The 22,866-nt window shown below is 61.5% G+C and carries 25 protein-coding genes, 1 tRNA gene and 2 pseudogenes; 12 read left to right on the forward strand and 16 right to left on the reverse strand.

The annotated features are described in order from the left end of the window. The first annotated feature begins 40 nt into the window (after window positions 1-40). Window positions 41-1,018: a beta-xylosidase gene (locus tag SS05631_RS14700; protein ID WP_037419944.1), complete on the forward strand. Its 978-nt coding sequence runs from the start codon at window positions 41-43 to the stop codon at window positions 1,016-1,018. Here the strand turns inward: SS05631_RS14700 and SS05631_RS14705 are convergent. From SS05631_RS14705 to ppk2, 4 genes are all read right to left on the reverse strand, one after another. After that, the gene (locus SS05631_RS14705; protein ID WP_083854088.1) at window positions 958-2,382 is read right to left on the reverse strand and encodes a Coenzyme F420 hydrogenase/dehydrogenase, beta subunit C-terminal domain; all 1,425 of its coding nucleotides are present in this window, start codon (window positions 2,380-2,382) and stop codon (window positions 958-960) included. The genes SS05631_RS14700 and SS05631_RS14705 overlap by 61 nt on opposite strands. Further along, the gene (locus tag SS05631_RS14710; RefSeq protein WP_037419950.1) at window positions 2,369-3,442 is read right to left on the reverse strand and encodes a polysaccharide pyruvyl transferase family protein; all 1,074 of its coding nucleotides are present in this window, start codon (window positions 3,440-3,442) and stop codon (window positions 2,369-2,371) included. Before SS05631_RS14710 ends, SS05631_RS14705 begins: the two co-directional genes overlap by 14 nt. 156 nt (window positions 3,443-3,598) lie before the next feature. After that, complete coding sequence (locus SS05631_RS14715; protein ID WP_037419953.1) at window positions 3,599-4,060, reverse strand: truncated hemoglobin; 462 nt, start codon at window positions 4,058-4,060, stop codon at window positions 3,599-3,601. 218 nt (window positions 4,061-4,278) lie between these two features. After that, a complete protein-coding gene (gene ppk2 / locus SS05631_RS14720; protein WP_037419955.1) occupies window positions 4,279-5,199 on the reverse strand; it encodes a polyphosphate kinase 2 in 921 nt (306 codons plus the stop codon). 141 nt (window positions 5,200-5,340) lie between these two features. Here ppk2 and SS05631_RS14725 point away from each other — a divergent pair, with 141 nt between their 5' ends. Beyond that, complete coding sequence (locus SS05631_RS14725) at window positions 5,341-5,694, forward strand: hypothetical protein (RefSeq protein ID WP_037388718.1); 354 nt, start codon at window positions 5,341-5,343, stop codon at window positions 5,692-5,694. 26 nt (window positions 5,695-5,720) lie between these two features. Here SS05631_RS14725 and SS05631_RS31660 read toward each other — a convergent pair whose 3' ends face one another. The 4 genes from SS05631_RS31660 to SS05631_RS31670 form a co-directional block, all read right to left on the reverse strand. Then, window positions 5,721-6,410, reverse strand: a complete 690-nt coding sequence (locus SS05631_RS31660) for a hypothetical protein (RefSeq protein ID WP_176536627.1) — start codon at window positions 6,408-6,410, stop codon at window positions 5,721-5,723. A 94-nt stretch (window positions 6,411-6,504) separates the two neighbouring features. Next, window positions 6,505-7,953 carry an inorganic triphosphatase gene (locus SS05631_RS14735; RefSeq protein ID WP_037419957.1) on the reverse strand — a complete coding sequence of 483 codons (1,449 nt, stop codon included), beginning with the start codon at window positions 7,951-7,953 and terminating at the stop codon, window positions 6,505-6,507. 108 nt (window positions 7,954-8,061) lie between these two features. Next, entirely contained in the window at window positions 8,062-8,856 is a 795-nt protein-coding gene (locus tag SS05631_RS31665; RefSeq protein ID WP_202947946.1) for a hypothetical protein, read from the reverse strand. Further along, complete coding sequence (locus tag SS05631_RS31670; protein ID WP_202947947.1) at window positions 8,853-9,401, reverse strand: MFS transporter; 549 nt, start codon at window positions 9,399-9,401, stop codon at window positions 8,853-8,855. The genes SS05631_RS31665 and SS05631_RS31670 overlap by 4 nt, the downstream gene beginning before the upstream one ends. Before the next feature lie 395 nt (window positions 9,402-9,796). On the opposite strand from SS05631_RS31670, the gene SS05631_RS31675 reads away from it, so the two are divergent. From SS05631_RS31675 to msrA, 3 genes are all read left to right on the forward strand, one after another. Further along, window positions 9,797-9,967, forward strand: coding sequence for a hypothetical protein (locus tag SS05631_RS31675; RefSeq protein WP_176536628.1), 171 nt, complete (start codon window positions 9,797-9,799; stop codon window positions 9,965-9,967). A 182-nt stretch (window positions 9,968-10,149) separates the two neighbouring features. Beyond that, window positions 10,150-10,593, forward strand: a complete 444-nt coding sequence (gene msrB / locus SS05631_RS14750; protein WP_037419961.1) for a peptide-methionine (R)-S-oxide reductase MsrB — start codon at window positions 10,150-10,152, stop codon at window positions 10,591-10,593. Beyond that, window positions 10,594-11,100 carry a peptide-methionine (S)-S-oxide reductase MsrA gene (gene msrA, locus SS05631_RS14755; protein WP_037419963.1) on the forward strand — a complete coding sequence of 169 codons (507 nt, stop codon included), beginning with the start codon at window positions 10,594-10,596 and terminating at the stop codon, window positions 11,098-11,100. Window positions 11,101-11,154: 54 nt separating this feature from the next. On the opposite strand, the gene SS05631_RS14760 is transcribed toward msrA, so the two are convergent. Further along, window positions 11,155-13,068: an adenylate/guanylate cyclase domain-containing protein gene (locus SS05631_RS14760; RefSeq protein ID WP_037420142.1), complete on the reverse strand. Its 1,914-nt coding sequence runs from the start codon at window positions 13,066-13,068 to the stop codon at window positions 11,155-11,157. Window positions 13,069-13,398: 330 nt separating this feature from the next. Here SS05631_RS14760 and SS05631_RS14765 point away from each other — a divergent pair, with 330 nt between their 5' ends. Then, window positions 13,399-14,070 carry a protein-L-isoaspartate(D-aspartate) O-methyltransferase gene (locus SS05631_RS14765; protein ID WP_037419965.1) on the forward strand — a complete coding sequence of 224 codons (672 nt, stop codon included), beginning with the start codon at window positions 13,399-13,401 and terminating at the stop codon, window positions 14,068-14,070. Window positions 14,071-14,178: 108 nt separating this feature from the next. Here the strand turns inward: SS05631_RS14765 and SS05631_RS14770 are convergent. From SS05631_RS14770 to SS05631_RS14780, 3 genes and pseudogenes are all read right to left on the reverse strand, one after another. Then, a pseudogene (locus tag SS05631_RS14770) lies at window positions 14,179-14,873 on the reverse strand (helix-turn-helix domain-containing protein); the annotation flags it as partial. A 193-nt stretch (window positions 14,874-15,066) separates the two neighbouring features. Continuing rightward, window positions 15,067-15,798: an adenylate/guanylate cyclase domain-containing protein gene (locus tag SS05631_RS14775; RefSeq protein ID WP_037420145.1), complete on the reverse strand. Its 732-nt coding sequence runs from the start codon at window positions 15,796-15,798 to the stop codon at window positions 15,067-15,069. Between the two features lie 141 nt (window positions 15,799-15,939). After that, window positions 15,940-16,341 carry a GFA family protein gene (locus SS05631_RS14780; protein ID WP_037420150.1) on the reverse strand — a complete coding sequence of 134 codons (402 nt, stop codon included), beginning with the start codon at window positions 16,339-16,341 and terminating at the stop codon, window positions 15,940-15,942. A gap of 442 nt (window positions 16,342-16,783) precedes the next feature. Here SS05631_RS14780 and SS05631_RS14790 point away from each other — a divergent pair, with 442 nt between their 5' ends. The 4 genes from SS05631_RS14790 (at window position 16,784) to SS05631_RS14810 (ending at window position 19,234) form a co-directional block, all read left to right on the forward strand. Further along, on the forward strand, window positions 16,784-17,218 hold the full coding sequence (locus tag SS05631_RS14790) for a pyridoxamine 5'-phosphate oxidase family protein (RefSeq protein ID WP_037419970.1): 435 nt from the start codon (window positions 16,784-16,786) through the stop codon (window positions 17,216-17,218). Window positions 17,219-17,368: 150 nt separating this feature from the next. Further along, window positions 17,369-17,710, forward strand: a complete 342-nt coding sequence (locus SS05631_RS14795; RefSeq protein WP_037419973.1) for a 4a-hydroxytetrahydrobiopterin dehydratase — start codon at window positions 17,369-17,371, stop codon at window positions 17,708-17,710. A gap of 369 nt (window positions 17,711-18,079) precedes the next feature. Beyond that, entirely contained in the window at window positions 18,080-18,385 is a 306-nt protein-coding gene (locus SS05631_RS14800) for a hypothetical protein (RefSeq protein WP_037419976.1), read from the forward strand. 474 nt (window positions 18,386-18,859) lie between these two features. Further along, window positions 18,860-19,234: a VOC family protein gene (locus SS05631_RS14810; RefSeq protein ID WP_037419983.1), complete on the forward strand. Its 375-nt coding sequence runs from the start codon at window positions 18,860-18,862 to the stop codon at window positions 19,232-19,234. Window positions 19,235-19,241: 7 nt separating this feature from the next. Here the strand turns inward: SS05631_RS14810 and SS05631_RS31900 are convergent. The 3 genes and pseudogenes from SS05631_RS31900 to mnmA all read right to left on the reverse strand — a co-directional run. Further along, window positions 19,242-19,474, reverse strand: a pseudogene (locus SS05631_RS31900) (transporter substrate-binding domain-containing protein); the annotation flags it as partial. 175 nt (window positions 19,475-19,649) lie between these two features. Beyond that, window positions 19,650-19,726 (reverse strand) — tRNA-Met (locus SS05631_RS14820). A gap of 134 nt (window positions 19,727-19,860) precedes the next feature. Further along, window positions 19,861-21,057 (reverse strand): tRNA 2-thiouridine(34) synthase MnmA, encoded by a 1,197-nt coding sequence (mnmA, locus tag SS05631_RS14825; protein ID WP_037420153.1) that lies wholly within the window; start codon window positions 21,055-21,057, stop codon window positions 19,861-19,863. 431 nt (window positions 21,058-21,488) lie between these two features. Here mnmA and SS05631_RS14830 point away from each other — a divergent pair, with 431 nt between their 5' ends. After that, window positions 21,489-21,764 (forward strand): DUF1153 domain-containing protein, encoded by a 276-nt coding sequence (locus tag SS05631_RS14830; RefSeq protein ID WP_003527546.1) that lies wholly within the window; start codon window positions 21,489-21,491, stop codon window positions 21,762-21,764. A gap of 161 nt (window positions 21,765-21,925) precedes the next feature. Beyond that, window positions 21,926-22,207 carry a GNAT family N-acetyltransferase gene (locus tag SS05631_RS14835; protein WP_037419985.1) on the forward strand — a complete coding sequence of 94 codons (282 nt, stop codon included), beginning with the start codon at window positions 21,926-21,928 and terminating at the stop codon, window positions 22,205-22,207. 119 nt (window positions 22,208-22,326) lie between these two features. On the opposite strand, the gene SS05631_RS14840 is transcribed toward SS05631_RS14835, so the two are convergent. Then, on the reverse strand, window positions 22,327-22,677 hold the full coding sequence (locus tag SS05631_RS14840; protein WP_037419987.1) for a hypothetical protein: 351 nt from the start codon (window positions 22,675-22,677) through the stop codon (window positions 22,327-22,329). Between the last annotated feature and the right edge of the window lie 189 nt (window positions 22,678-22,866).

Below are 22,866 nucleotides of genomic sequence, written 5' to 3' on the forward strand. Positions count from 1 at the left end.
CGCAATCAACCAGCCGGTCTCCGGCAGTTCGGAGGAATTGATGATCGAAGCCGCAATGATCTGGAACGAGCCGAACAACAAGTCCCATTGGGATCCGGAGATCGACCCCGATTGGAGCCGCTTTGCGCATATGGCGAAGCTCGCCGCGGACGCCATTCATGGCGTGAACCCCAATCTGACAAGGGTGCTCGGCGGCATCTCGCCGATCGACCCGGGCTTCCTGGCTCTCATGGATACCTATGGCGTGCTCGATCACGTCGATGCGGTGGCCGCCCATGGCTTTCCGCTCGACTGGAACCTCTGGCAAATTGACGAATGGCCGCAGAAGATCGCGGAACTGCAGAACGTCACCGATCTGCCGATCTGGGTAAGCGAGGTCGGCGTCTCGAGTTTCGGTGCCGAGGAAGTGCAGCTATGGGGACTGAAAAGAACCGCCGAATTGCTGAAGGGCAAGGTCGAACGAATTCAGTGGTACAGCCTCTACGATCTGCCGAGCGCCTGGCCGGCCACGACCCGGCACAAGGAGGCGGAGGGGTCTTCCTATTACCGGCATTTCTACATGGGACTTCTGCGCGAAGACGGCACGCCGAAGCTGGCGCTCGAGGAATTTGCCCGGCACACGCCGGACATCGGGCTGGTGCAATGGTTCCATTTCGAGGACCCGCGGCTTGAGGACGCCGTAGAATGGATGAAGCGCCTCGGGATCACCTGCCTGCGCACCGGCCTCTCCTGGGCCGACCGATTCCGGCCGGATGCGCTGGCATGGTTCGATCGGCAGATGGAGGCGCTCGAGGATTTCGACGTGACCGTCACCTATTGCTTCACGCCGGAACACCGGGGCCTTGCCCCGCACCATACGAGCGCGCCGATCGTGCCGGAGGAATTTGCCGAATTCTGCGCCGAGATGACCGAGCGCTATGCTCCTCACCCGTCGCCGGTAGGTGTCCTCGATCAGCCTCAGCTCTCACCGCGACCGCCGATGCGATCGACGAGTTTCCCGACCCAGCCGCGCGAATAGGTGACGCCCTGATAAAGGGCGAGCATCGTCGAAGCCCAACGGGTATAGATGATTGGCAGGTGGAGTGCCCTTGCCAGGAGGAAGATGCGATGGCTGTGGGCGCTGATCGAACTGCGCAGCCAGTAGACCAGCATGCGTCGGGCCGGCAGCCCGCTCCATTTCGGCGCCACGCGCTTGTTCGGCCTTATTCCGTATCGCGGCCAGCTCAGGCGAAAGCCAAGCCCCTCGCGTCGCTGTCTGAATCCCGCCGCTTGGGTTCGCACAACGAAATCGGCGTCGACCTCGTCGAGAGCCAGCCTTCCTTCGTCGGCGGCATCGGCGATGAGCCGTTGCAGCAATGGAGAGCGAACCACAACGACATTCGTGCCCCGTCCGTCGGACGAGTAGGGTTCGACCCAGGCGTCGCCGAATGAAATGTCCGCCGTCTCGGCGACCACGTCGTCGCAGAAGTTGCAGGCGGAATTCTGAAAATATCCAGCCCCCCAGTCGCCGTCGACGAGATGCCACCAGTCCTTGCTCCTGGTCCCTCCGTCCCTGAGCCGCAACTGAGCGGTGTACCAGTTCGCCGGCCGGCGGACATCCTTCAGCCGGAAATCGACACCCGCAACGTCTCCCATCCTCGCCTGCATCTGCCAGGCGAAGCTTTCGACGAAACGAGCGCTTTTCATGTGTCCGCAAAAAAGGCCGAGCGTGAAGGTGATGCGCTCGCTCAGGACCGGATCCTGCCGAGAAAGGAGATGCACGGCCTTGACGAAGCACGGGATGCCGACCACCGCATAGCGTCCGGGCTGGCGCCTGATCTCGTCGACGATCGCGGACATCTCCACGGGATAGTAACGCGACTTGGCGCCATCGCGCACGTCTTCCACCGTTCGCGAGATCCGGTAGCGGAAGAGCGGTTGGCGATCGTCCTCGCCGTCGGAGCGCGGCACCACATGAGCGATCCCGTCGACCAACTTCCTCGCCAGAAGCTCGGCGGCCGTCCAGCTTGCCAAGCCGCCGGAGCTGCCGTCCGCCCGAAAGCTCGCCTCGCGCACGTGACCGACAAAGGCTGCCTGGAAGCGCCCGATCAGCGGATCCCGGTATTTGGCCGATGGGAACCGCTCGCAGGCGATTTCGTCCTCGTTCCGGGCATGCGGAGAGAAGGGACAGAGGGCGGCGAAGTCTGGTGGATTGTTATCCGCCGACAGACCGGAAATTTTCGGCTTGAAGTGGCCATAGCGGTCGAGGCGCATGGTCACATCGCTGGCGCTTGAGCGCGCCACGCAGGCTCCACACCCGATGCACAGGCCAGACTTTCCGATCCGCCGCGGCGTGAGCCTGGGATGGTCAGGCGGAAGTTTCGGCGGATCAGTTGAGGACATAATCCAGATATGCCTGTGAGCGGAGGCGATGCTCGGCGAGCCGGGCTGCGGTGGCTGGATCCGGTGCTTCGTCAAGAGCCGCTCCATAGTCCCGCTCGCCCGCTCCTTGCCAAATGACGTGGCGTTCTGCGCCCAAGAGTGCGGTCAGGTCGTGGATCTTGTTCCAGCGGTAGTCCGACATCACGCAGGCAAAAGCCTTGGAATTGATCAGGGAGAAGACGCAGCCGTGAAAGAAATTCGTCACCACCGCCGCAGCACCGGCAATGAAGCCGGCGAAATCATGTGGCCCGGCGTCGATCCACTGTTCATCGGCCCAATCGTTGCGATAGCCGACGCTGACAAGCTTGATCGCGCGTGATCGCGCCCAGCGTCGAACCGGGTCCATGAACCAGTCCGGAAAGGAATGGCCATAAATGGCAGCGTAGGGGCGCGGCATTGCCATTCCGTAAACTGCCTCGTCGGAAGCAATTGCCTCGGGAAATTGGAGGCACGGATCGAGGACGAGCGTCGCCTCGCAGCCGACCGCGTTCTCGATGATCGTCTTGGAATTCCCATCGCGCACGGAAATGCTTTCGAACTTCCGCAGCCCCTCCGCCCAGAAGCTCTCGAGCCCGTTTGCAGCCGGATGGTTCCCGAATGTAGCGGCATAGGAAACGAGCCGCCGCGTGGCGAGTTGATCGCCGTAGAACAATCGGCATCCACCATACCAGGGGTGACGCAGGTTCCAGACCTCGTCGCTGCCGACGATGACAAGGTCGCAGCTCTCGCTGCCCGCCGGATCATCCAGCGCAAAGGCTCGGCTGAGCGGAAGTGCTTCAATGGCCTTCAAGAACTTTCTGATTTTCGCCGCATAGAGCGGACCATCGGCAGCCGAGGTCCTGACCGGCAGCAGCGGCTGCAAGGCGCAGCGCCATTCGGCCCGGCTGACGCGATCGGAACGGTGGTCGAGAACGATCGGCTCGTGGCCGCGAGATCGCAACCCTTCGACCAGACATCGCGTCTGCCAGAAGGAGCCGTAGTTGATGCAGCGGTGAAATGTCAGGACACCCAATTTCGCCAATGGTCGATCCTCTTCGCACCTAACCGACCGCGCAGGAGTAGGTTCCCGCCATCACTTGCCCGCTGCTGAAGCGGAGCAGGCAACAGCGGGTATTGGCTGGGGACTATCGATTGATGCGCTAACCGCTGCGGCGGCCGGGGGTGCGGGGTTCCGACGTCAGGAACGCTTGAGCGCCGGGTCGTCGAGCGCCGGATTGTAGAAGAGCGAGAGCGTCAGGCTGCGCGCGATGCGCTCTGCCGTGCTCGTGAACCAGGCCTTCGCCTCCGGGTTCGGTGCAATGTCGTCAAGGGTGACAGCAAAGAGCGCCAGCCATTTTGGAAAAAGCTCCGGTGACATGTTGGCGACGCCGAGATGCGCCTGGACCGGCTTGCCGCCATAGGCGCCACTGCGGAAGGCGACGGCGGACCAGAAGCTTTTCATTTTCTCCATGTGCTCCGGCCAACGTCCCGACAGCCTTGCGTCGAAGACGGGCCCAAGCTCCGGATGCGCGAGCACACGGGCATAGAACGTGTCGACCAAAGTGCCGATGAACGCCTCATCGATACCTATCGCCTTCATCTCTGCCTCCGCCCGTTCGCGGATGGCCGCTGAATGCGCGGCTTTGCCCTGCAATTCCATTCCGTCGCCCTGTTCAGCCGTGTCTGCGCCCCCTTATATAGACGTTGCGGATGTCACTCCAAAAGTCGAACCGGGACATGCGGCAATCTGTCCGGCGACGGCCGGGCCCCTCCGGCCGCAGCGTCGCGCGCGTTCCAACGTGGTCGCAAGCGGCGCCCATCGCAATCTGCGGATTTGCTTCTCGGGGGAAGTCGACGGGCATTTCCTTGATTGCCCTATCAGTATTTCGACGGCACATACAGTTCCGGTGGCAGTACTTTCCGCTCGTAGTCGGGATTGAAGACCCGCTCCGGCAACGCGATATCCGCATGCGGCACATCCTCATACGGGATCTTCGTCAGCAGGTGGTCGATGCAGTTCAGACGCGCCCGCTTCTTGTCATTTGCCTCGACGATGTACCATGGCGCTTCCGGGATGTTGGTGCGGGCAAAAGTCTCTTCCTTGGCCTTGGTGTAGCCCTCCCAGCGCACCCGCGACTGCAGGTCCATGGGCGAAAGCTTCCACTGCTTCAGCGGATCATGAATGCGCATCAGGAACCGCAACTGCTGCTCCTCGTCGGTGATCGAGAACCAGTATTTCACAAGCCGAATGCCGGAGCGCACCAGCATTCGCTCGAATTCCGGAACGTCTCGGAAGAATTCCTCCACCTCGCCTTCCGTCGCGAAGCCCATCACCCGCTCGACACCGGAGCGGTTGTACCAGGAGCGGTCGAAAAGCACGATCTCGCCGCCGGCCGGCAGATGCGGAACGTATCGCTGGAAGTACCATTGCGTCTTTTCGCGGTCGGACGGTGCCGGAAGCGCCACCACCCGCACGACGCGCGGGTTCAGCCGCTGTGTGATGCGCTTGATCGCGCCGCCCTTGCCGGCCGAATCGCGGCCCTCGAAAATCACCACGACCTTCTCTTTGTGATAGACGACCCAATCCTGGAGCCTGATGAGTTCCGCCTGCAGGGACAGGAGGGCGCGGAAATAATCGGCTCGCGGAATCGTCGGGGGACGCGCCTTGCGATAAATCTTGCGGATCTCCTCCGTCAAGGCCGGTTCGGACAGTTCCAGCTCATAGTCCTCGTCGAGCGTATCGGTGAGCTCCGCTTCGAGCCAATCCAGGCGCTCAGTTTCGTCGTTCAGCTTCCCCATGCTATCCTCCATCCTTCAACCGGTGCGGCAGCATAGCATTTTCTTATGAGACTGATTTGACCGCGCCATGAACTCGCTAAAGCCCGCAGGAACCAGGACTTCTCCTCCGACGTTTCCCGACTGGCATCGAGGAGTACGACAATGGCCAAGAAGAAGCAGCTTCCCAAGAAGATCGCAGGCGTGAAGGTTCCGAAGGGGCTTCGTCGGTCGAAGATATTGAGGAGCATGGTACGCAGCGACGTGGGCAGGGATGTACTGGCCAAGGCCATCACCGCCGGGGCCGGAGCCGCCGCAGCGGTACTGGTCGACCACCGTGACGACGTTTTCGACGCCAGAACCGCGAAGAAGGGTAGGAAGGCAGTCGGGTTGGCGCGCCGGGCAATGCAAAGCGGCTTTTCGGCAGCGATGGACGCGATGAAGGATTCCGTATTTCCCGAGACTCACAAGCCGAAGAAAGCCAAGAGCAAAACCCAAAGGCGGGCAGTTGTCCATTAGACCGGCGTCGACGAGCAAAGTTGTGCTCAGTCGTCATCGCTTGTCCGGTTACCCTTGCTGTTGACTTCCGGCACCAGGGACTGTCGGGGCACGATCAGTCCCGAGGGGAGTTCGGGGTCATCTTGCCGCTCGCCGCCGCTCACATAGTCATATACGTCGGCTGCACCCACTTGTGCCGCCCGCGCCAGGCCGACGCCCAACAGCCGCGCCGCGATCAGCGGGTGTTCGCGGATCAGCACGGAAATTGCTCGCACGCTCGCCGCGACGATGACGCGCGAGGTGAACTTGTCGCCGTACTGGCGTACCAGGAACCCTTCGATGGACTTAAGCCCGCCCCCTTTTTCTTCGTCATCGCGCCACGCCTCATCCTGATCGGCGCCGTCCGCTGGCAAGGGCGCCGGTTTGTAGCGCCGTTTCGGCGGATCGGCGTCTCGGATCACTTCCCTTGCAGCCGAAAACGCGGTCTCCAAAGCATTCGCCCAAAGCCCCGCGGATCGGGCACCCTTTCGGGTCACGGTTTTGGCGACCGCGGTCACCTTCTGCTGCTTTCCGATCAGCACTGCCGCCGCCGCACCCGCGCCGGCAGTCAACGAGTGGGCGAGCAGGTCACGCCCGGGGCTGGTCTTCATCAAGCTGCGGAGCATCTTTGATTTGCGCCAAGCCTTGGGGATCTTCACACCCGCGATCTCTTTGGGAAGCCGCTTCTTCTTGCCCATCGTCGCCTCCTTGCTCTCACAAACGAAGAGAGACGATCGGGGTTCCAGCCGCAGGCCCGGATAAGGAAATTCGCGTCGCTCGGAACGCTATGCCTCAGCGCCAGAAACGCCTCGTGTCGACAAATATATCGTGGGCTTCACCGGCAGCATGCAGGAGCTTTTCCTTGTCGTCCGCACTGAACGGTTCTGTATCCGCGACCTCTGAAAGCTGCAGCTTCGACAGCATGTCGGGAGCGGTGGCGAGATCGTTCAGACTGCCGAGGTGATCCTGAAGTCCCCCCATCGCGACGATGAACCTCTTGTGGCGCTTGGTTTCCTGCTTGCTTTCATAAAGGGGGCCAAAAAACTCCGCCGCATAGCGCAGTTTCTTTGCCGCAATGCGCACTTCATGGCGGGTCTCATCATCCAAATCGATCAGATTGCTGCCGCCTTTCGCCACCTTCTTCCAAAGCTTGTCGAGCATCCTGGAGGCGAATTGCCTCGCCGGCTGGGCGAGCAAGGCCTGGCCGGCCTCGTCGCTTCGCCAGTCTCTGATCGAAATCCATTCGACTAGGTCGATCATCAGGGCGCGGGCGCGGACGGAGGAAAGCGCGGCTCCTGCCGCGCCATAGGCGTCGCTGCGGGCCTCCTGCAGACAGCGCAAAAGCTCTTCGCCTGTCGTGTTCTTGATCATGACGTCGATATTGCGCGCATCGCCAAGCTCCGAGGCAAGCCAGCGTAGCTCATCGCGCAGATGATCGAACCTGCTATCCGTGAAAAGCGATTTACAGATGGAGAAAAGCGAGCGCAGTCGACGCAGGGCCACACGCGCCTGATGCAAAGCTTCGGTATCGCGAGACCATGACAGGACCATTTCATTGAGGCGAAACTGCTTGAGGCAGGCTGACGCAATGCGCACGAACACCGTCGCAGTATTCATATCGGCAGCGAGTGGCGTAACACTCGCCTTGACGGCACCACGCGCAGGACCAATCAGACGGTAGCCGCGATCCGCTTTGGTCAGCACCCCGATCGAAGCCGGCGTGATCAGATTGAGTTTTCTGGTCAGGGCAAACAACGCCGTCGGGGAACCCGCCTTCCTTTCCAACTCGATTTCGCAGAGCGGTGCCTCGCGATCCGCTGCAAGGACTTTTCCGACGTCCATGGCGACGTCGATCGTCGCGTCGCCTTCCGTGATGCTCCAACGATGCCGCTTGACGTAAACCTCGAACAGCGGCGCGAGCCTTTCGGCCACCCCGGCAAGCTGGGCCTGTATCTGCGGATCGTCGAGAACAGGCGTGTCGTCGGCAATTGGCCGTGACCATTCTTCACGCGTGAGAGCTTCGGCCGCCGAGCCGTCGCCGGATTTGACGATCTGGGTCCGTTCATTCCCGCATTGCCGGATGCATAGCGACAACCCGCGCTGAGACAGGTCCCATTCGTCGGTATCATAATAAACGGACCTCTGCCGACGAATGGTGGGGGTGCAGGCGAAGGGATTCTCCTTCAGAAGCAACGATGCCCCCCCTTGGGCCAGCTCAAGCTTGAGTTCCGTTTCCTGCATAGTCCCCCTCGGTGCGGCTTCCCTCTGCAAAGCTGGCAAGCATTGGATAGTCCGTTAAAAAGCTGTCACAAACAATCCTTCCGGCCCGTGCCAGCTCTGGCGCGGGCATCACTCGCCGCGATGCTGCTCCGCTTCGACACCCGAAAACGGCGAGGCCATCCGGGTATTCGTCTGGCAGATAAGACAAGGGGCACGTCGACAGCTCTCGATGCTGGTCAAGGATGAATTGTCGCGGCATTCCCGGCCTCGTCGGCCGTACCGGCCGCATAGGCTGTCGATAGCCGTCGGTAATATGGGAATCTCAGCGCAAGAATCGTCACCACCACGCCGATCGCACCCGCAAGTGTAAAGACCAAACGCGATGCCTCGCGCCGGACCCATCCCGAACCATCCGCCTATGGTATCGGCCCCTGCCCCGTCGGTCATGAACGGAATGACCACGAACTGGGTCAGCGGACCGATCAGGAAGGCGGTCAGCGGCGAAGCGGCCTGTTCGACCGACTGGGCAAAGCCGAAGACGCGTCCCTGGCGTTCCAGGGGCACCACTTTCTGCAGGACGGTTGCTCGGCCGCTTCGGCATAGGGCGCCAACAGCATCCAGATGAAGCAACCGCCCGCCAGCAGCCAGACCGAGGACTGGATCGTGAAGACGCAGCACACCGACCAGGTGATGAGATTGACCAGCAGCAATGTGCGCAGCGGATTCTTGCCCAAACCCTCTTCGATATGACGATGCCGCTGATGATGAAAGCGGTCGAGAGCACGCCGAACAGCAGTCCCACATCTGCACCGATACGAGCGAGAGGCCATAGGCATCCAGCAGCGCCATGAAAATGTCACCCAGGAAATTGTTGAACGTGGCAAAGAAGATCAGCGCGAATAGCCCCGGCACGGCGGCAATCACCGCAATCGTTCCTCGATGTCGACGCGCTTGGGTTCGGCGGGGTGACCGGGCGCGGCTCCCAAACGCCGCTCATCGACATGAATGAAGGCAAGGTGCGCAAAGGCCAGGAAGGTGAAAACGAGGGCGAAAGCCAGCGACGCCACCATTCCGCCCCAGGCGACCAGAAAGCCGCTGATCACCGAGGTGGTGAGAAAGCCGATACCGGTCACCATGCCGACGAGACCATTGGCCTTGTCCCTCCTATCCTCGGGAATGAGCACGGTGACCAGTGTCGGCAGGGCGATGGAGCGAATATTGCCGGCAATGACGCCGAGCATCACCAAAAGCACGAAAACCCAAAGGTGAAAGCCATAGGGATTGGCGAAGGCCGCCTGCGGCGACATCAAGAGCAGCGCCAGGGACAGTACATAGAAGCCCGCCGACACCACGCTCGAGCCGAGCATGGCCAGCTTCTTGGGGTTGTGGTCGACTATGCTGCAGAGCCAGAAGCCGAAGCCGGATGTGAACACGAGGTAGACACCGGCGATCATGCCGGTCGCAAACACGGATTGCGTTTCGATATAGACTCAGAAGGTCAGCGCGAACCAGACCGTGAAGTTGGTGATGTTGGCGATCAGGTTGTTGCCGAGAAGATGGTAAAACGGACGCATCGGCCTCTCCCTGTTGGCCCGGCCCTGCGTAGCTAGGGTGTGGAACCCCGATGTTCAATCCATTGCCAGGATGGCCACAGTCCGCCACGGCGAGGCGTCAGCAGTTCGGCTAACTCCAGCCTCATGCCGACCCGGACGCCGCGATCAGTGAAATCTGGGACGCCGACGTGCGACGGCCTGAGGGCCTTTCGGCGCGCCGCGCGGCACCTTGCGTGCGGTCGTCTGACCGGAACTCTTCGTGCTGGTGTCCATCGGCATCCTCGCCGGATTCGCATCGGTACGCCGCGGCAATGGTCATTTCCCAGGCGGTGGTCGATGGTAGCGGCATTGCCATGCCGGTCGGATTCGCTCGCGAAGACATCGCCTTCGCAGTGACGTTGCTCGGCTTCTCGGCACTGATCGCATCCGTGCCCGCCATCCTTGCCTACCGCCAGTCTCCAGCCTCCGCCCTTCGCGGCTGAGCGGGCAACCTTTCCCTGGCAGGCCGACCATTCTGCGCCCCCGCCTGGGTTCTTATGATGTTGGAACCTCGATGCTCGGAAAGCCGAACTCGCGTGGCTATCGAATCTCTGCATGCCCTTACTGGGAAATTGCACGGCCCAACGCCATATTCAGGCAGCAGATCCATGACGGAGACAGGGCAATGACCTACGCTAAGACTGCCGAGGCGGTCAGGAATCTCACACCCGAGCAGTATCGTGTGACCCAGCAGAACGGCACCGAGAGGCCCTTCACGGGGGAGTACAATGACAACAAAAGGCCGGGGATTTATGTCGACATCGTTTCCGGCGAACCGCTGTTCGCCTCGTCCGACAAATTCGATTCCGGCTGCGGCTGGCCGAGCTTCACCAAGCCGATCGTGGAGGAGAATGTCGAGGAACTGAGGGATGATTCCTATGGCATGGTCCGCACCGAGGTGCGCTCGAAGCATGGGGACAGTCACCTCGGCCATGTCTTTCCCGACGGCCCGAAGGATCGCGGCGGCTTACGTTATTGCATCAATTCCGCCGCGCTGCGCTTCATTCCGCGCGAGGAGATGGAGGCCGCGGGTTACGGCGCCTATCTCAACCAGGTGGAGGACATCTGAATGACCGAGAAAGCTGTATTGGCTGGTGGCTGCTTCTGGGGAATGCAGGACCTCATTCGCAAGCTCCCCGGCGTCGTCGAGACCCGCGTGGGCTATACCGGCGGCGATGTGCCGAATGCGACCTACCGCAACCACGGCACCCACGCCGAGGGCATCGAGATCATCTTCGATCCGGGTAAGATCAGCTACCGGCGGATTCTGGAGTTTTTCTTCCAGATCCACGATCCGACCACGAAAAACCGGCAGGGCAACGACATCGGCATGTCCTACCGCTCGGCGATCTACTATGCCGACGACGAGCAGAAGCGCATTGCCGAGGACACCATCGCAGACGTCGACGCTTCCGGCCGATGGCCGGGAAAGGTGGTGACCGAAGTCGAACCGGCGGGGGACTTCTGGGAGGCGGAGCCGGAGCACCAGGACTATCTGGAGCGCTACCCGAACGGCTACACCTGCCACTTCCCGCGCTCCGACTGGGTCTTGCCCCGTCGCTCGGCGGCCGAATAGGCGGCCGTGTAGCTCCCGCCGCCGCATCCGAGCGCGGGCGCGCAGGCTGATCGCCTACAACAATGGTCCGGAGCGAGGCTGTGGCAAGCCGCTTGTCGCGTCTGGCGCTTTGGCTTCCGCAAGCTGCGACAGGAAACGATCCATGAGCGGGGAAGCGCCGAAGCGACGATAGACGCGCTCTTCGGCGAGTGAAAACTGAGGATTGACGTTCGTCAGCTGCGCCATCGCCCGCTGCGCGCCTGGCGCGTCTCCGCGCTGGGTCAGGACTGCCGTATGTATCAGGAGGCAATCCGCCTCGCGCGGCGCGCGGATTAGGCATTCCCGCAAGACCTGGTCGGCCTCGTCGATGCGGCCGGCAGCATAGAGAGCCTGGCCGTAGACATAGGTGTAATACTCGGGCGCCATCGGATGCAGCCGCCGTGCGCGCTCGGCGTTGCTGACCGCCTCCTCATAGCTCCCGAAGCGGACCTGCGCCTTGGCCAGCGCCATCAGGCTGTCCGGGTCGTTCGGGTTGAGTTCGACCGCACGCTCCGCGGCCTGAATGGCGCTGGCGTAGTCGCCGGCGACCGAAAGGCCGAAGCTCAGGGCCTGATAGCCTACGGCGAGATTGGGGTCGAGGCGAACGGCTTGGCGCGCCTCGCTGAGCCCCGTTTCCACGTCGATCCGAGTCGCCCTGCCGCTGAGGTTCTGTGCGAAGTCGACGATATAGGTCATGCCGAGATTGGCGCGCGCTGTGGCATAGCGGGGATCGAGTTCGAGGGCACGATGAAGCAGCGCACGCGCCGCAAGCAGCGCCTCGGCATCCCTCGATCCGTGTTTATAGCGGTCCCGCGCCTGCAGCACGAGATCGTAGGCCTGAAGATTTTCGGTCGGCCGTTCAGCCGCGTTCGATACTTCCGACTCGCGCACATAGGACACGAGATGCGAGACGATCTCGGCCGTCAGATCGGTCTGCAGCGCAAAGACGTCCTCGACGCGGCGGTCGTAGGTGCGCGACCAGAGATGGGCGCCGCTGCGCGCGTCGATCAACTGTGCCACCACGCGAAGCTGGTCGCCGGCGCGCCTGGCGCTGCCTTCCACCACATAGCCGGCCCCGAGCCTTTCTCCGATCCTGCGGATGTCCTCCGCCTGACCGCGCAGCGCAAAGGTCGAGTTGCGTGCGATGACCTGAAGGTCGGGATTTCGCGCTAGGTTGGCGATGATGTCCTCGGTCAGCCCGTCGGCGAAGTAGGCCTGGTCGGTATCGCCACTCATGTTGTCGAAAGGCAGCACCGCAACGGTCGGCCGCGCATCTGCGGGCCCGGCGCCTGTCAGACGCACAATTCTGCCGGTCACATCCGCACCGATCGCCCGCAATGCGGGCACCTGAGTGAAAGCGGCGACGGCGACGAGCGCCGCAGCCCCCACCGCAAAAGGCAAAGCGGCACGCCGGCGGAGCGTAAACCTCCGTGTCCAGCCCCGGCCGCTCGCCTCTTCCGGCTCGAGCCGAACGGCGTAGACGGCGAGCGGCTCGGCGATGTTCTTGGCCTGCCTTCGCCCGACACTGTAGAAAAGCTTGCTGCGACTCCGGTCGGCGCTGCGGACCACGGCCTCGCTGACGAATATGCTCGCCGGCGCTGCCATGGCCTCCAGTCGGGAAGCGACGTTGACGCCATCGCCGAACATGTCGCCATTGTCTTCTATGACGTCACCGAGGTTGATGCCGAGCCGCATTTGGAACGGCCGCTCGGCAAAGCCGTTTTGGATCTCGATCGCCGCATCGAGCGCCTCGTTGACGCTCGGGAAGGTCGCGAGAAAGCCGTCACCGGTGGTCTTGAAGGTGCGACCGCCATGTTTCTCGACGGTCGGTATGATCAGTTCGCTGAAGGTGGCGCGCAGGGCCGCGTAGGTCGAGGACTCGTCCTCGGACATCAGCCGGCTGTAGCCTACGATGTCGCCTGCAATGATTGCTGCTAGTTTGCGTTCCATCACGAGCCTCGTCAGACGCATCTATATGGCACCGTCCTTGCCCGTCCACTCAAAACTCCGTGTGCGCACGCGTTCCCTCGCCGGGCGTCTTGCGACCACAGCGCCGCCGTCCGTCAACCGGCGGTGGTTTGCGGATCGCTTGCCAAACGACCGGACACGAGCCTTCACCCGGAACGAGGACGGAACCTATCGCGGCTCGCGAGGTTGGTCGGACTGAGCAGGAGGATATAGCGATGGCCAAATGCGACCAGTGCGGCAACGGGTGTTTCCGTGCCCCTTGATGCTAAGATGCTTACCCGAGTGCCCACGAGCTGAGGAAAGGCCGTCCTCATGAAGCCGATGAACGAAGAGCACCTGGCCGTTCTGCGCAGGCACATGGTGGAGGTGATTGCAATCTATGTCGATCTTGCAAGCGAGGAACTCGGCAAGTCGGTGCTCGATGAACGGGTGATGGCGGCGATGCTGCGGGTGCCCCGGCATCTCTTCGTGCCCGCCCCGGTGGCGCCTCTTGCCTATCAGGACACGCCCTTGCCGATCGGCTTCGACAAGACCGTCTCGCAGCCCTTCATGGTCGCCCTTATGACCGATCTTCTCGATCCCCAACCGCATGAGGCGGTGCTCGAGATCGGCACCGGCCTAGGCTACCAAACCGCAATCCTCGCCGAACTCGCCGGGCAAGTTTGGAGCGTCGAGATCATCGAGGAATTCGCAAACCATGCCGAGGCTCTCCTTGAGGGCTTCGGCTTGTCGAACATCGGCATTCGGGTCGGCGACGGCTCTCGCGGCTGGCCCGAGCACTCCCCATTCGACAAGATCCTGGTCACGGCGGCGGCCGAGGAGGCGCCGCCCGCCTTGCTCGAGCAGCTCAAGCCGATGGGCCGTATGGTTCTTCCTCTCGGATCCGAAGAACAGGTGCTGACAGTCATCGACAAGAATGCGACGGGACAACTCAAGGCGCGGAAACTGATTCCGGTTCGGTTCAGTCGGCTCGAGGCCGCGTGACGCTAGCGTCTGGGCATCCGGCGCAAGGGAAGACGTGATACACAGCCCAAAGAGCTCACCTCGGCGGGCTACTTTCGCCAACCCCTTGCCGATCGCGTGCTCGGAATCTCTGATCTCCGCGGGCGTTCGGCCGTAGGTGCGCCGAAACTCCCTGGTAAAATGCGAGGTGTTCACGAAACCGACGTCAAGCGCGACCTCGATTATCGGTTTCCAGCTCGTCAGCAGGATCTGCCTTGCCCGGTCCAATCGCAGGCGTCGGAATGCAAGCGCGGGAGACATCCCAGCCTTCTCGGAAAACAACCGTTCAAGCTGGCGACGCGACAGGCCGACCGAGGCCGCAAGCTGCTCGATGGTGATCCCACCTTCGAGATGCTGTTCCATATTGATCAGCGTGGCCATGACGCGGTTGTCGTTGACGTAGTCGTGCAGCGGCTGCCGCGTCTGGATATCGAACTGCGACCGGGCCTTTTCGATCTGCAGGCCTTCGAACGCGTTGCGCTCGGCGTCCCGGCTGATGTGGCGCCTGACCAGGGCGGCGGCAAGATCGGCGGCACTGCTTCCCCCGCACAGGAGCCGCGCTTGCGGTCGAGATTGAACAGCCGATCCGGTCGGACGTCATGATCGGGAAATCGTTCGCGAAACTCGTGGTAGTGAAGCCAGCTCACGCAGGTCTGATGTTCCTTCATCAAGCCTGCCTCTGCCAGAATGAAGGGGGAGCCGGTGCACAGGCCGATCAACGGAACGCTTTTCGAAGCGGCCCGCTTCAGAAACCGGATCGTTTCATGGCCGACCGGCTGCTCGAGTTTTCGGGAGCGATCTACAGCGTCAGACGCGCAAAGGTCGCTGCAGCACTTTGCTCGCTGCCTGCTCTAACTCGGCTGCGAGTCATGGAAACATGCGGTAGCCGCGAACTTCGAAGTCGAATCGCGCAAAAGATGCTCTTCGCCTCCCCGGTCGCTGCGCACCTTCGCAGCATCCGCCCCGACCGATCGATCCTCAGACGGCGTAAAGCTCGACCGGCTTCTCAAAGCCCTTGAGATGATATTCCCGACCTATGCTGTCGGCCGTCTGACTCTGCGCCCGCTCGAGAACGGCCCGGGTTACGAGAATCCCGCCCGCTTCGGCGGCTGCCTGGGCGCGAGCGGCAGTATTCACAACCGTTCCAATCGCCGTCAGGTCACGATGCGACCGACCGAACTCTCCAAAGCTGGCCTTGCCCGAGTCGATGCCGATCCCGACGCCGAATTCGCTTCCATCCAGGCCTTCGCCCGCGTGCAGTTCGCGACGCAGTTGGCAGCGGCGCTGGATCTCCCGTGCAGCCAGAACGGCACATTCCGCATGGTCCTGGCGGGGGATCGGAAAGTTGAAAATTGCCATGACCGCGTCTCCGACCGTCTTGTTGAGAAGACCGTCGAATTCCCAGATGGCCTCGGCACATTCATCGTAAAAATCATCCAGCAGGGACGAGACCGCATCCGCCGAAAGCGACTGCGACAGCGTGGTATAGCCCCTCAAGTCTGCAAAAAGCACGGTCACGTCAACGGTGATCTTGCGGGCCTTCATCACGCGTGTGAACATGAGTTCGCAAATGGTGCAGGTGTTCGGATTCATCCGGCTCGGGCGGATCCCGAAGGCGCGGAAGGGTATGGACGCCGGTCCGCGCAGAGGCACGGGCAGACGCATCTGCTCCCAGCAGCCCTTGCAGATTCTCGATTGAGAAAACGACATGTCGCCGCGGCTCCCTATATAGGTCGCCGCGATTTTCTCACATCTCAGTCGGAAAATCTTTCGAATATCAATCGAAGGCTCCGGCAAGGAGGCTTTTGAGGTCGTGACGGTTTTGGCCCAGGCCGGCACGCGTCATTCTCGTCAGAACCAGAGATCGCCCACGCATCGCCCCTTGGACGGCAGGTCCTCAAACGTGTCGAGGCCGTCGAAATGATCAATCGGCAGGTCAAAAACGGCATCCGGCGGCGCAAGCCGCAGGTTCACGGCCATGCGCCGCCGGCCATCCCCGTCAAGCCGCAGGCCGCGCCAACTCAGGACACAGGCGCAGGAGGGGCAAAACAATATCTCAAGCGATGATCTGTCGCGGCCGGCGCGCGTGTAGGAGGCCGTCTCCCCCGTGACGGCGATGCGCTCTCCTTCGTAGCCATAGGCCCACAGCGCCCCATAGCGCCGGCAGAGCGTGCAGTTACACGCTGTGATCGAGCGGGGATCACCCTCCAGGGTCCAGCTCGCTTTACCGCAATGACATGAGCCGATCAGCATGAGCCCGCCGTTCAGTCGCGCTGCCTGTTCAACGGCGGCATCCTGCCTCAATCGGGCCATGGCAGCAACGACCGTTTCGGGCCGAGCCACCCTGTGGGTGGTCCGGCAGCAAAAAATGTAGGCCGCGATTGACTTGCGGCAATTTGGCGAGGCGAGGGCGATCACTCCTATTCGGATCGCGAATGCGATGTATCAAATCCGAAGGAAATGCGCTTCACGCGGCGAAGTCATGATAACGGAAAGAAGAACCCCTTGTTCAATCCGCTGCGGGCTGGACTTCACGCGTTTATCGCGTCGTTGAAGCAGAAGACTGCAACATAGGTCGCCGAGCTTGCTTACCCAGCGGAACCTTTCCGTCCGGGGCACATTTCCACCCGAGGGTGGGTCGCGGCAACCGGACGCCTCACCCGAGATTTTTCCCTTTGTTCGGACGAGCTCCGCCATGACCACAATGACGCTTTCCGATATCGCCAAGAAGATCGGGAATATCGATTTCTGCATGTTGGCGACGAAGGCAGAGACGGGTGCGATTTCCCATCGCCCGATGAGCAACAATGGCGATGTCGAATATGATGGCGACTCGTGGTTCTTTTCCCATGACGATACCAACAAGGTAGCCGACGTCCGTCGCGATCCGCGGGTGACACTATCGTTTACCGAACCACCAGGCCTTCTCGGAAAGCCCGGCATCTTCGTTTCCATCGAGGGCCGTGCGACGGTCATCCGCGATAGAACGCAGTTTCAGAAGCATTGGGTGGAGGGATTGGAGCGCTGGTTTGCCCAGGGTGTCGACACACCCGGTCTCGTGCTCATCAAGGTGCATGCCGACCGAATTCAATATTGGGACGGCGAGAAAAACGGTATCGTCCAGCTATAAGCGGCACGTTCATGGCGAGTGGGGGAGTGAAAGTCGGCCCTGTGAATTTCAGGTACACTGCGGAAGGCTTGACGGCTCACTTCGCAACGATCTTGTGCGATCACGCTGCACCGGGCGATGACGGCAGCCGGCTTCAGAAGGGAGGAACTCATGACCGAAAATATCGCTGAAAAGTCCTGCACCCCCTGCCGCGGCGGCATACCGCCGCTGACGAGGGACGAAGCCGCCGGATATCTTTCCCAGATCCCAGGCTGGGAGTTGCTGGACGACGGGCATCTGATCCGCCGCAGCTTCAAGTTCGCCGATTTCAAACAGGCGCTGACCTTCGTCGATGAAGTTGGGCGGCTGGCGGAAGAGGAGGGGCATCACCCCGACCTCTGTTTCGGCTGGGGCTATGCGGAGGTTTCGCTGCAAACCCACAAGATCAAGGGACTGCACGAGAACGATTTCATTTTGGCGGCGAAGGTCAACCACCTGCCGAGGTCATCTTGAATTCAGACAGCATCGACCTTGCCACCGTCCCTGGAACCGGATGGCCAATCTCGAAAGACGCGGATCTATGGCCGATCTTCGAAGCACAGATCATGAACACACCACGGCTGCGTACGCAGCACATCATTGGTACGCAGCTAGAATGTCGGCAGAGATCGTCCTCCTAACGCCGCCCCCATTCCCACGCGCACATCGACCGGATTGCTGCTGTGGCAATTGATGTGGCGAGCACGGCGGAGCACTACGAAATGCCGCCCGAGGAGCGATGGGACAGTCGCTCGATAGGCGATGGGATGCGCAACGTTTGAGTTGACCGTTTTGGATGACGAGGCGACACTTGCAACCTGCAGCAAGGCGGGAGGAAAAACGATGGCCGAGCCAGACGGCTGGCGTCAAATGGCAAGCGCGCCAAAAAACGGCACTCGGATCCTTGTGACGATTCGCCCGTCCGAACAGGGGGCGGCAGAAGTTGACCTCGTGTATTGGTCGAAGGGCGATCAGTTCGGTGCAGAAGGCTGGCGCGCCTCTGATTCCTCGCCCGGCCGCATCGTCGAATATTCCGAGCCGGAATTGAAGTGCTGGATGCCGATGCCCTCGGCCAATCTCAATCGCACCTCGATGCCCTCACCCTGGGAAGGCGACGACGACAAAGAGCTCGACGGGTCAGGGATTTAAGAGAGGCTCTCGCCATCTGTTCGTGTTTGGCTGACTTTCTCGTATAGGACGGATCAAGGGAACTCTCGAGACGTGCGCTTGCATTGGATCGCCTCAATCTCGATCCCGTGAAGCCTCCGACTCAACTGGCATTGGCGTGCGATCAGCGCGCCTGGGCTGAAGGCAGGGAGTATGCGGCACGGGGGGCGCCTCCTCGAGCTCTGAGCTGTTCGCTTCTATGAAGAACTCTATCTGGAAATCAACGGCACTCGGTAAAAGGGCCGCCCGATCCAGGTCAGGTACGTTTACTCTCGACGCCAATCGGTAACCAATAGGGCGCCGGTCGCTTTGGCAAGGACTACTGCCTGTCCTTAAATCGACCTCGATTTAAGGACAAAGACATGCAGCAATTCAAAAGCGCCACAGCGACCTTTGCGCGTCTGATATGACGCGCGACGTATCGGTGAGACAGCCACGGGCACTTCAGGAGAACTCATGTTTGACCATGTCAAGTTCGGAGTCAGCGACTATGCAGCGAGCAAGGCGTTCTTCCTCAAGGCACTCGAACCGCTCGGCGTAGCTGTTGTCTCGGAGGGGCCGCCGACCTACGGTGTCGAGCTTAGCCCAAAGGGTAAGGCTTCATTGTGCCTGTACCAAACCAAGGAAAAGCCGGCGCACCTTCACTTGGCGTTCACCGCCGAGAATCGCCAGCAAGTCGAAGCCTTCTATCGCGCGGCTCTGGCTGCGGGCGGCAAAGACAATGGTGCGTCCGGCCTGCGGCCGCACTACCACGCGAACTACTATGCAGCTTTCGTCATCGGTCCGGACGGGCACAACATCGAAGCAGTTTGCCACGAACCCGATGCCTGACCCATCGCTCGGCCTTCTTCTGACCCTGGTCATCGGCCTTCATGATCAGCATTTCCTTGGCGAGATAGTGGGATGGCTGAACTGGATCTGTTCGGCACGGCTGAGCGCATGGGCTAGATTGGCCACTTCGATATCGACATGCCGAGCTTCACCTTGTAAACGCGCGCACCGTCCGAGAGGGTTAATCTCGGCCTTGACGCCGAGTTCGCGGGTGATCGCGCTGCAGAGATCGACGTAGAAGTCAGGCGGGCAGCCGCGATAGCCGCCTAGACCATTTTTGTCACGAAAGCGGAATTTCCATTCTCCGGCTCCGGCGTCAAAACTCCGGAAATTCGCCGCGAGCTACAACGAGATTGTCACCCATGTCTTAGGTAAGTTCTGCTACCTATGTCTCCGGGTCGTACAAGGAACTGAATGGTAGCGGAGGAGGGATTCGAACCCCCGACACAAGGATTATGATTCCTCTGCTCTAACCTACTGAGCTACTCCGCCGCCGGTGCCGTGGAAGCTTCTTGGAGAAGCCCGTCTCGGCTGGACGGGCGGCTTATAAGGTGCTGTTCCGGCTAGTGTCAAGCAATGTCTTCGGTAAAGTGTGAACTTTTGCCGATGCGCCGGACCGGGGCCGTTCAGGCCGCCGCAGGCTCACGCAGGAGCGCCTGGAGGGCCGCCTCGGCAGTCGGCTCGCGTTCGGACTTGCGGATGAATCCGCCGCCATAGACGCGGGCGTTCTCGCCGGTCCCGGAATAGAGCGCGCAGGCCTGGCCGGGCGCCACGCCCGCCTCGCCGTCGACAAGCTCGACATAGATGCCGTCGGCATTGCGCCTCAAGACGGCCGGCGCTGGCTGGCGGGTAGAGCGGACCTTGGCGAAGCATGCGAATCCGCGGACTGCCGCCTCGTCGATTTCCTCGTCGCCGAGCCAGTTGACGTCGCGCAGATAAATGCGGCGCGTCTCGAGCGCCTCCTTCGGGCCGACGATGACGCGGCGCGAGCGGGCGTCGAGATAGACGACATAGAGCGGCTCGCCGGTCGCCACCCCGATGCCGCGCCGCTGGCCGATCGTGTAGTGCAGGATGCCTTCATGCGTGCCGAGCACGCGCCCGTCGAGATGGACGATCTCGCCGGCGAGCGCCGCATTCGGCTTCAGCTTAGAGACGATGTCGCTGTACTTGCCCTGCGGCACGAAACAGATGTCCTGGCTGTCCGCCTTCTTGGCAACGACGAGGCCCATCTCCTCGGCGAGCGCGCGCGTCTCGGGCTTGGAGAGGCTGCCGAGCGGAAAGCGCAGATAGTCGATCTGCTCCTGGGTCGTCGCGAAGAGGAAATAGCTCTGGTCGCGCTCCGCGTCGGTCGGCCGATAAAGGGCGCGCTGCCCGGCATAGCGCGGCTTCGGGCTCGGCCGCGAACGGATGTAATGGCCGGTCGCAAGCGCGTCGGCGCCGAGCTCCTTGGCGGTCGTCAGGAGATCGGCGAATTTGACGGTCTGGTTGCAGGCAACGCAGGGGATCGGCGTTTCGCCGGCAATGTAGCTTTCGGCGAAGGGATTGATCACCGTCTCGCGGAAACGGGCCTCGTAATCGAGGACGTAATGCGGGATGCCGAGCGTCTCGCAGACGCGTCGCGCATCGTCGATGTCCTGGCCGGCGCAGCAGGAGCCGGCCCGATGCACCGCCGCACCGTGGTCGTAGAGCTGCAGCGTGATGCCGAGAACGTCGTAGCCCTCGCGTTTGAGCAGCCCGGCCACGACGGAAGAATCGACGCCGCCGGACATGGCGACGACGACGCGCGTATCTTCGGGCTTGCGGTCAAAATCGAGACTGTTCACGGGATCCAATCCGGCATCCGGACGCCGCCTGTTCCTGCAGACGTCCTGTTTTACCTATCGCATGCTTCCTTAAATCATAGTCGGCTTAAGGATAAACATGCAGCAATTCAAAGTGCTACAGCGGCCTTTGCGCGTCCAATGACGCGCCGCACCTAGAGGCGGCGCGCTGATCACGATTGTGCCGGCGGCCTTGCTTCGGCTTTCTGTGCCGCGACATATAGAAACTTGTGCTTCGCGGGGCAAGAGCGCAGGCGTGCGGGCCGTGCAGGCTGCCGACCGAGGCCGCACGCCTGCCTGACGTTCTCCGCGGCTCTCAGTGGCTCCGAGGTGTCTCAAATTATGAGCAAATTGTTACCGGCCACTTAGGCAAATGTTAAATGTGGCAAGCTAAGGTCGCCTCCATATGGTCTTGAGTTTGTGTAGAGAGTCCCATGACCGAAATGATGCGTCCACGCGTGAAATATGTCATCGGCCCCGATGGCAGTCCTCTGACGATTGCGGATCTGCCGCCGGCCAACACCCGGCGCTGGGTAATCCGCCGGAAGGCCGAGGTCGTCGCTGCCGTGCGTGGCGGCCTTTTGAGCCTCGAAGAGGCCTGCGAGCGTTACACCCTCACCGTCGAGGAATTCCTCTCCTGGCAGTCCTCTATTAACGACCACGGTCTCGCCGGCCTGCGCACCACCCGCATCCAGCAATATCGCCACTGATCCATCCGCGACAGGGCCATACATCGAACCGGCGGCTCGGGACCTCCCGCAGCCGCCGGTTCCGTTTCTAAGATGCGCCGCCGCAGTCGAAAGTCAGCTGTATCTTGCGGGATTATCGCTTAGCATCGGCTCGAAGAGCGGCCAAGGCAAAGGAAGCCTATATGGAGATCACTGAGGAGAAGACGGATACCAAGGGCCGCTATGCGGCGACGGTCGAAGGACACACCGGCGAAATGACCTATTCCAGATCGTCGCCGCAGCTCGTGATCATCGATCACACCTTCGTGCCGGACGAATTGCGCGGCAAGGGCGTGGGACAGGCGCTTGCAAGACACGCGGTCGAGGAAGCGCGCCGGGGCGGCTGGAAGATCATTCCGCTCTGCCCGTTCATGCGCGCACAGGTCATGCGTCATCCGGATTGGCAGGACGCCGTCCAGGCATAGCCGCCGGCATCTTTGGTAAGACGATTGCCCGCCTCCCGAAAGGGAAGCGGGCCTTTGTGTTTCCCAAAGCAGGCCCTCCGTCGGTGCGGTCGAGGCTCACGCCGAGCGGCCGCCTCTTCTCAGGCGCGAAGCCGGGCCGACGAATCCCGCTCCTCAAGGGCTGCGGCCTTGGCATACTCGGCCTGAACCTCGGCAAGCGCCAGTTCGGCCGCGTCCTGCTGCACCTTCAGCTCACGGATCGACACCTGGAGATTGTCGGCACGCTGGCGCGCCGCCTTGGCGAAGGTCGGATAGGCAAAATGCGACGGATCGGAGATTCCCGACTTCTTTTCCTCGAAGACGATCTGGCTTTCGAGTTCCTTGGTCATCCGCTCGAACTCGGACATCATCATCTGAAGCTGGGTCAACTGACGCTGCTTCTCCCGCACCTGAAATTCCTTCAGGCGGGTAAGGCTCTCACGTGCTTTCATACGCAATACTCCCGTGGATAGCGAGACCCCGGTTACCAATTCCTGCGCCCGAATACCGGCCCGCGCGGGCCGGAAACAAAAAACGACTGCGGTCTTAACAAATACCTACCGCTGGTAACCTTTCGTTTACGGGCATCATTAATCATAGGTACGATGATTTAAGGCTCCGTAAATGCTGAGGTACGAAAT

This window comes from Sinorhizobium sp. CCBAU 05631, assembly GCF_002288505.1.
Taxonomy (GTDB): Bacteria; Pseudomonadota; Alphaproteobacteria; order Rhizobiales; family Rhizobiaceae; genus Sinorhizobium; species Sinorhizobium fredii_C.